This window comes from Streptomyces sp. NPDC004667 (assembly GCF_040609475.1).
In the GTDB taxonomy this organism is placed as follows: Bacteria; Actinomycetota; Actinomycetes; order Streptomycetales; family Streptomycetaceae; genus Streptomyces.
On the sequence record NZ_JBEXKC010000065.1, the window covers coordinates 37,688 to 45,484 of the forward strand.

The following is a 7,797-nucleotide window of genomic DNA, read 5'->3' on the forward strand; positions in this document are numbered from 1 at the left end:
CCGGCCATTGTGCCGTACGGGGCTGTGCGTTCTCCGTTCCATGGAGATAAGAACACCGTACGAGGGGGTCCGGTGGGCCGGATTCCGCCGCAGGATCTGAGACATGACACACAACGCGGTGGAGGTACGGGGGCTTCGCAAGCGGTACGGCGAGGTCACCGCGGTGGACGGGCTGGACCTGACGATCCGTCGGGGGGAGGTCTTCGGCCTGCTGGGACCCAACGGGGCCGGGAAGAGCACCACGGTGGAGATACTCCAGGGCCACCGGGCACGGGACGGGGGCGAGGTGTCCGTGCTGGGAGCGGATCCGGCCACGGCCGGGCGGGCCTGGCGCTCGCGCGTCGGGATCGTCTGGCAGGACGAGTCCGCCCCGGCCGAACTGACCGTACGGGAGACGGTCGCGCACTTCGCCCGCTACTACCCGGCCCCGCGCGATCCGGAGGCGGTGATCTCCCTGGTCGGCCTGGAGGCGAAGCGGGACCAGCGGGTCAAGGCACTCTCCGGCGGCCAGCGCAGGCGCCTGGACGTGGCGCTCGGGGTGATCGGCGGCCCCGAGCTGCTGCTCCTGGACGAGCCGACCACCGGCTTCGACCCGGCGGCGCGCCGGCAGTTCTGGGAGCTGATCCGGCTGCTGGCCGCCGAGGGCACCACCATCGTGCTCACCACCCACTACCTGGAGGAGGCCGAGGCCCTCGTGGACCGGCTGGCGGTGATCACGCAGGGCCGGGTCGTCGCCGAGGGCGAGCCCGGCGAGCTGCGGGCCCGCTTCGGTACGGGCGCCACCGTCGAGTGGACCGGCCCGGACGGCGCCCCGCACCGGGTGCGCACCGCGACCCCCACCCGTACGGTCACCGAGCTCGCGGCCCGCACCGGTGGCGAGGTCCCCGGGCTGAGGGTGACCCGGCCCACCCTGGAGGACGTCTACCTGCGCCTGACGGGCCAGGTCACGGACGGCGACGACGGGGCCGGAGCGGACCGCGCCCCGCGGAAGGAGACCCGATGAGCGGCGGCGCCACCCCCGCGGCCCTGCCCGGGGCCTGGGCCCTGGGCCTTCGCCGCGGCGCTCTGGAGATCAGGCAGTTCGTCCGCCAGCGGGACGCGGTGGTCTTCACCTTCGCCTTCCCGGTCGTCTTCCTCGCCCTCTTCGCCTCGATCTTCCACGACACGGTCGAAGGCAGCGGGGTGACCGCCTCGCAGCTCTACGCGGCCGGCATGGTGGCCGCCGGGATCATGTCCACGAGCTTCCAGTCGCTCGGCATCTCCATCGCCGTCGAGCGCGACGAGAAGGTCCTGAGGCGGCTGCGCGGCACCCCGATGCCCCCGGCCTCGTACTTCTTCGGCAAGGTGTGGCTGGTGCTGGTCACCGGACTCGCCGAGACGGCCGTCCTGCTGCTGGTCGGCACCGTGGCGTTCGATCTGGACCTGCCCGTGTCCGCCGCGAAGTGGTTCACCTTCGCGTGGATCTTCGCCCTCGGGCTGACCGGCTGCGCCCTGCTGGGCATCGCCGTCAGCAGCCTGCCCCGCTCCGGGAAGAGCGCGAGCTCGGTGGTGGTGCTGCCCTTCCTGATCCTCCAGTTCATCTCCGGGGTCTTCATCCCGGTCGGCCAGATCCCCGGCTGGCTGCTGGACGTGGGGGCGCTGTTCCCGCTGAAGTGGATGTGCCAGGGGCTGCGCGGGGTCTTCCTGCCGGATTCCGCGGCCGTGCTGGAGCAGGCGGGCGACTGGGAGTACGGGAAGGTGGCCCTGGTCCTGGGGGCCTGGGTGCTGGGGGGGCTGGCGCTGTGCCTGCTGACCTTCCGCTGGAAGGGGCGGCGCGACGGCTGACCGACCGGGAACGCCGGAGGGCGGGGCGGGGGACCGTGTCCCCCGCCCCGCCCTCCGCGCAGCGGCTCCGGATCAGGCCAGGCGGGCCCGGACCTCTTCGACCAGGTCGGCCAGGGCCACCGGGGACTGCTCGCCGGCCTCCATGTCCTTCAGCTGGACGACGCCCTCGGCGAGGTCGCGCTCACCGGCGACCACGGCGAAGCGGGCGCCCGAGCGGTTGGCGTCCTTCATGGCGCCCTTGAGGCCCTTTCCACCGTAGGAGAAGTCGGCGGCGATGCCGGCCCGGCGCAGCTCGGTCACCTTGCCGAAGAGCACCCGACGGGCCTCCTCGCCCAGGGCCACCGCGAAGACGGAGGTGGCCGCCGGAATGTCCAGCTCGACGCCCTCGGCCTCCAGGGCCAGGACGGTGCGGTCCACGCCGAGCGCCCAGCCGACCGACGGCAGGGCCGGGCCGCCGATCATCTCGGACAGGCCGTCGTAGCGGCCGCCGCCGCCGACCGCGGACTGGGAGCCGAGGCCGTCGTGGACGAACTCGAAGGTGGTGCGGGTGTAGTAGTCGAGGCCGCGCACCAGCTTCTCGTCGTCCTCGAAGACCACCCCGGCGGCCGTGACCAGCGCCCGGACCTCCTCGTGGTAGGCCTTGCAGGCGTCGCACAGGAAGTCGCGCAGCATCGGGGCGCCGACCAGCTGCTTCTGTACGTCGGCCCGCTTGTCGTCGAGGACGCGCAGCGGGTTGATCTCGGCCCGGCGGATGGTCTCGGCGTCGAGGTCGAGGCCGCGCAGGAAGCCCTGGAGCGCCTCCCGGTACACCGGGCGGCACTCCTTGTCGCCGAGGGAGTTCAGCAGGATGCGGAAGTTGCGCAGTCCGAGCGAGCGGTACGCCTGGTCGGCGAGGATGATCAGCTCGGCGTCCAGCGCCGGGTCCTCGGCACCGATCGCCTCGGCACCGACCTGCGAGAAGTGGCGGTAGCGGCCCTTCTGCGGGCGCTCGTAGCGGTAGTACGAGCCGGAGTACCAGAGCTTGACCGGCAGGTTGCCCTGCTTGTGGAGGCTGGCCTCCAGGGCGGCGCGCAGGACGGAGGCGGTGCCCTCGGGGCGCAGGGCCAGCTGGTCACCGCCCTTGGTCTCGAAGGCGTACATCTCCTTGGAGACGATGTCGGTGGACTCGCCGACGCCGCGGGCGAAGAGGCCGACGTCCTCGAAGCCCGGGGTCTCGATGTAGCCGTAGCCGGAGTTGCGCAGGGGTGCGGAGATGGCCTCGCGCACCGCCAGGTACTTCACGGAGACCGGCGGGATCAGGTCGTACGTGCCCTTGGGGGCCTTGAAGGTGCTCACGAAACTCTCGTCACATTCCTCGTCGTGGGGCGGCGGTGCCGTCCCCCAGGCCGGCGGCGACTTCCCTCAGGTAGGGGTTGGTCGCGCGCTCGCGGCCGATGGTGGTCTGGGAACCGTGGCCGGACAGCACCACCGTCGAGTCGTCCAGCGGCAGGCACACGCGGGCCAGCGACTGGAGCATCTCGGCGTGGGAGCCGCCGGGCAGGTCGGTGCGTCCGATGGAGCCGGCGAACAGCAGGTCGCCCGAGAAGAAGACCGACGGAACGTCGGCCGCCTCGGGCATCCGGAAGGTCACCGACCCCTTGGTATGACCGGGCGCGTGCGCCACCGAGAACTCCATCCCGGCCAGCTTCAGGGTGCTGCCGTCGCTCAGCTCGCGGACGTCGTCCGGCTCGCCGACGGTCAGCTCCCCCATGAGCGGCATCCCGATGGAACGGCCCAGGGCCTTCTCCGGGTCGCTCATCATGTAGCGGTCCTCGGGGTGGATCCAGGCCGGTACGTCGTGCGCTCCGCACACCGGGACCACGGAGGCCACGTGGTCGATGTGGCCGTGGGTGAGGACGACCGCGACGGGCTTGAGCCGGTGCTTCCTCAGCGTCTCCTCGACACCCTGGGTGGCCTGGTGGCCCGGGTCGATGATGACGCACTCCTCACCGGCGGCGGGGGCGACCAGGTAGCAGTTGGTCCCCCAGGCCCCGGCGGGGAATCCGGCAATCAGCACGTTCGTCCCTCATTCGTCGTCCGGTGGGAGGCAGTGGTTCGGAATCTGCTGCTCAGAGCCTACCGGCGCCCCTCATTACACAGCGAACCCATATACGGTACGGCCTAACCGAGCCCGGACAGCGGTACCAGAGACGTACAAGGAGACGACCCGGTGGTCACGAGCGATCAGCGTCGGCGACAGCTCGCCAGGGAGAAGTACGAGCGCCAGCAGAAGCGCCGGGCGGAGGCCCGGCGCAAGTCCCGGCAGCGCTGGGCGGTGATCGGCGCGGCGGCGGCCGTGGTGGTCGCCACGCTGGTCGGGCTGGTCGTGGGCGGTGTCTTCGACAGCAAGGACAAGAAGGACGCGGCGGCCGAGCCCTCGGCGTCCCCGTCGGCGCCGACGCCGAAGAAGTCGCCGTCCCCGGCGATGGCGATCGACGACAAGGCGAAGTACACCTTCGACCTGCAGACGAGCGCGGGCGCGATCAAGTTCGAGATGGACGCGGCGAAGACCCCGCAGACCGTCAACTCGTTCAAGTCGCTCGCCGACAAGGGCTTCTTCGACAAGACCAAGTGCCACCGCCTGACGACCGGCGGGATCTTCGTCCTGCAGTGCGGCGACCCGGAGGGCACCGGTATGGGCGGCCCCGGCTACACCATCCCGGACGAGAACCTCGACTCCCTGGGCAAGCCGAACGAGCAGGGCCAGGTGATCTATCCGGCCGGCACGGTGGCGATGGCCAACACCGGGCAGCCGGGCAGCGGCGGCAGCCAGTTCTTCCTCGTGTACAAGGACAGCCTGCTGGCCCCGAGCTACACCCCGTTCGGCAAGATCGACGCGGCCGGGCTGAAGGTCCTGGAGGACGTGGCCAAGGCCGGGACGGCCGACGGCGCCCAGGACGGCGCCCCGAAGACCCCCGTGGTGATCCAGAAGGGCTCCGTCACCAAGAACTGACGGGGCGGTGCGGCCCGGGCGCGGCCGGTCCGTCGCCCGTACGGCGATATTGCGTCGTGCGGGATGCGGACAGCCGGCCCGGCGGTCGCCTATGTTGGCGTTGTGCAGGGCGGGCGCTGCCCGCCCCAGGAAACTGTGGACGATGCCCGGGGGGCGAACCCCCTCGCGGGCATCAGGTGGAGGAGGCGCTGTGAGCAGCGACCCGTGGGGCCGAGTCGACGAGACCGGCACCGTGTACGTGCGTACTTCCGAGGGCGAGCAGGTCGTCGGCTCGTGGCAGGCGGGCACCCCTGAGGAGGCCCTGGCCTACTTCGAGCGCAAGTACGAGGGCCTGGTGGTCGAGATCGGCCTCCTCGAACGGCGGGTGCGGACCACCGATCTGTCCGCCAAGGACGCCCAGACGGCCATCGAGCACCTGCGGACCCAGGTGGACGAGCACCACGCCGTGGGAGACCTCGCGGCGCTGCGCGTCCGGCTCGACAAGCTGGTGGCGACGGTGGACTCGCGGCGCGAGGAGCGCAAGGTCCAGAAGGCCAAGCAGGCGGACGAGGCCCGTACGGCCAAGGACGCGCTGGTGGCCGAGGCCGAGGAACTGGCGCAGAGCGACCAGTGGCGCAGCGCCGGTGAGCGGCTGCGGGCCCTGGTGGACATCTGGAAGGGCCTGCCGCGGCTGGACCGCAAGTCGGACGACGAGCTGTGGCACCGCTTCTCGCATGCCCGCTCCGCGTTCTCCAAGCGCCGCAAGGCGCACTTCGCCGCGCTGGACGCGCAGCGCGAGGACGCCCGCAAGGCCAAGGAGAAGCTGGTCGCGGAGGCCGAGTCGCTGTCGAAGTCGACCGACTGGGGTCCGACGGCCGCCCGCTACCGCGAGCTGATGGACAGCTGGAAGGCGGCGGGCCGGGCGCAGCGCGAGGCCGAGGACGACCTGTGGAACCGTTTCCGCGGTGCGCAGGACGTGTTCTTCGCGGCGCGCGGCGAGGTCTTCGCCGAGCGGGACGCCGAGCAGACCGAGAACCTGAAGCTGAAGGAGGAGCTGGCCGTCGAGGCGGAGAAGCTCGTCCCGGTGACGGACCTGAAGGCGGCGCGTGCCGCGTTCCGTTCCCTCAACGAGCGCTGGGAGGCCATCGGTCACGTACCGCGGGACGCGCGTCCCAAGGTCGAGGGCCGGATGCACGCCGTGGAGCGGGCCATCCAGGAGGCCGAGGAGGGCGAGTGGCGCCGTACGAACCCGGAGGCGCGGGCCCGCGCGGCCGGTCTGACGGGGCAGCTCCAGGCGGCGGTCGACAAGCTGCGTGAGCAGGTCGACGCCGCGCGGGCGGCGGGCAACAACGCGAAGGCCGACAAGCTGGCGCGGGAACTGGAGGGCCGCCAGGCCCTGCTGGACCAGGCGCTGAAGGGCCTGGAGGAGTTCGGCGGCTGACGGCCCCGGACCGCTTCGGACGGGCACCACCGGTTCCTCCGGTGGTGCCCGTTCGCCGTGTACGCGTCCGATTCGTTACGCGGTTTCAACACAGGGCGCGCGCCGGGAGCACCTGACACCTGTGTACCGTTGTACGGTGCCGCCTCGGCGGCCTTCTGCCGGGCGACGACCAGGATTGAATGTGACGCATACCCAGATACGCGCTGATGTCCCAGACTCACTACTCGTTGCCGAGCCGCTCACCAGCAAGAAGGACTCCGGGCTCCGAGGTGTCGGACGGCGCGTACTCTCCAACCTGCAGCGTGCGCGGAAGGCGCTGCTGATCCACATCGCACTGCGTGCCACCGGTCTCGCCGTCATGGCGATCTGGGCGGAGCGCAAGGGTGTGCAGCCGCTGGAGATCCTGGGCGGGCGCTGGGACGCGATCTACTACCTGCACATCGCCGAGAACGGGCTGACGACCCCGCTGGCGACGCCGTCCCCCTGCGCGTTCGCGGGGCCGAGCTGCCAGATGGCGTTCTTCCCCGTCTACCCGATGATGATCCGCTGGACCTCGTACGTCACGGGTCTGCCCATGAACTGGGTGGCGATGGGCCTGGCGCTCTTCGCCTCGGTGATCGCGGCGTGGGGCATCTTCGCCGTCACGGACAAGATCTACGGCCGTCGGGTCGCGCTGTTCACCTGTGCCCTGTTCGCGATCGTGCCGGCCGCGATGGTGCAGTCGATGGCGTACACCGAGCCGCTCTTCCTCGCCCTGTCGGTGTGGGCGATGTACGCGGTGATGACCAAGTCCTGGCTGACGGCGGGCGTGCTGGCCTTCTTCGCCGGCGCCACCCGCCCCTCCGGTTCGGCCATCGTCGCGGCCGTGGTGCTGGCGGGCGTGTGGGAGTACGTCCAGTGGCGCCGCAAGCGTCGTGCGCAGCGGCCTCCGGTGGGCCGGATCGTCGCGGCCTCGCTGATCGCCCCGCTGGGGTGGTTCGGGTACGTGGGCTACGTCGGCTGGCACTTCGGGCGCTGGGACGGCTACTTCGAGCTCCAGCGGCGCTGGGGTTCGGTCTACGACGGCGGTTTCGACACGCTCAACGAGCTGAAGAAGACCTTCACCGAGGTGCACACCACCCTCAACCACGTCGTGGTCAGCCTGACCGTGGTGGTGGCCGTGGTGCTGTTCGTGCTGATGACCCGTCGGCGCCGGCCCCCGATGGTCGTGTGGATCTTCGCAGCGATGATCATGCTGATGGCGCTGGGCGGGGCGGGCTTCTACTTCTCGAAGATGCGCTTCATCATGCCCGCCTTCCCCCTGCTGTTCCCCTTCGCGCTCGCCCTGGCCAGGGCCCGCCGGAGCACGGTGATGTGGATCATCGGTTCCGCGACCGTGGTGTCGGCGCTCTTCGGGGGCAACCTCAACTTCGTCTGGTGGGGCTGCCCCTGATCCGGCACCGCTGCCGGCCGCGCACATGACGGTGGGCGCCACCCCGAGGGGGTGGGGGGCCCCCGCCATGGGGGGGCCCGGACCCGCCCCCCCAGGGCGGCGGGGCGAGGGAGAGAGGCGGGGTGTGGC

Annotated in this window: 7 protein-coding genes; 5 read left to right on the forward strand and 2 right to left on the reverse strand. The window is 71.2% G+C overall.

Features of this window, described 5'->3' with window-relative positions; all coding sequences use genetic code 11:
- Window positions 1-103 precede the first annotated feature (103 nt).
- Complete coding sequence (locus tag ABZW32_RS28995; RefSeq protein WP_356221286.1) at window positions 104-1,003, forward strand: ABC transporter ATP-binding protein; 900 nt, start codon at window positions 104-106, stop codon at window positions 1,001-1,003.
- Window positions 1,000-1,824, forward strand: coding sequence for an ABC transporter permease (locus ABZW32_RS29000; RefSeq protein ID WP_356221288.1), 825 nt, complete (start codon window positions 1,000-1,002; stop codon window positions 1,822-1,824). The genes ABZW32_RS28995 and ABZW32_RS29000 overlap by 4 nt, the downstream gene beginning before the upstream one ends.
- A 72-nt stretch (window positions 1,825-1,896) precedes the next feature.
- Here ABZW32_RS29000 and hisS read toward each other — a convergent pair whose 3' ends face one another.
- Both hisS and ABZW32_RS29010 read right to left on the reverse strand, forming a co-directional pair.
- A complete protein-coding gene (gene hisS, locus ABZW32_RS29005; RefSeq protein ID WP_356221291.1) occupies window positions 1,897-3,159 on the reverse strand; it encodes a histidine--tRNA ligase in 1,263 nt (420 codons plus the stop codon).
- Window positions 3,160-3,169: 10 nt separating this feature from the next.
- Complete coding sequence (locus tag ABZW32_RS29010; protein WP_266837951.1) at window positions 3,170-3,880, reverse strand: MBL fold metallo-hydrolase; 711 nt, start codon at window positions 3,878-3,880, stop codon at window positions 3,170-3,172.
- Window positions 3,881-4,033: 153 nt separating this feature from the next.
- Between ABZW32_RS29010 and ABZW32_RS29015 the strand changes: the two genes are divergently transcribed.
- From ABZW32_RS29015 to ABZW32_RS29025, 3 genes are all read left to right on the forward strand, one after another.
- Entirely contained in the window at window positions 4,034-4,816 is a 783-nt protein-coding gene (locus ABZW32_RS29015; RefSeq protein WP_356221294.1) for a peptidylprolyl isomerase, read from the forward strand.
- A gap of 190 nt (window positions 4,817-5,006) precedes the next feature.
- Window positions 5,007-6,236: a DUF349 domain-containing protein gene (locus ABZW32_RS29020; RefSeq protein ID WP_356221297.1), complete on the forward strand. Its 1,230-nt coding sequence runs from the start codon at window positions 5,007-5,009 to the stop codon at window positions 6,234-6,236.
- Window positions 6,237-6,417: 181 nt separating this feature from the next.
- Window positions 6,418-7,668 carry a hypothetical protein gene (locus ABZW32_RS29025; protein ID WP_356221299.1) on the forward strand — a complete coding sequence of 417 codons (1,251 nt, stop codon included), beginning with the start codon at window positions 6,418-6,420 and terminating at the stop codon, window positions 7,666-7,668.
- Window positions 7,669-7,797 lie beyond the last annotated feature (129 nt).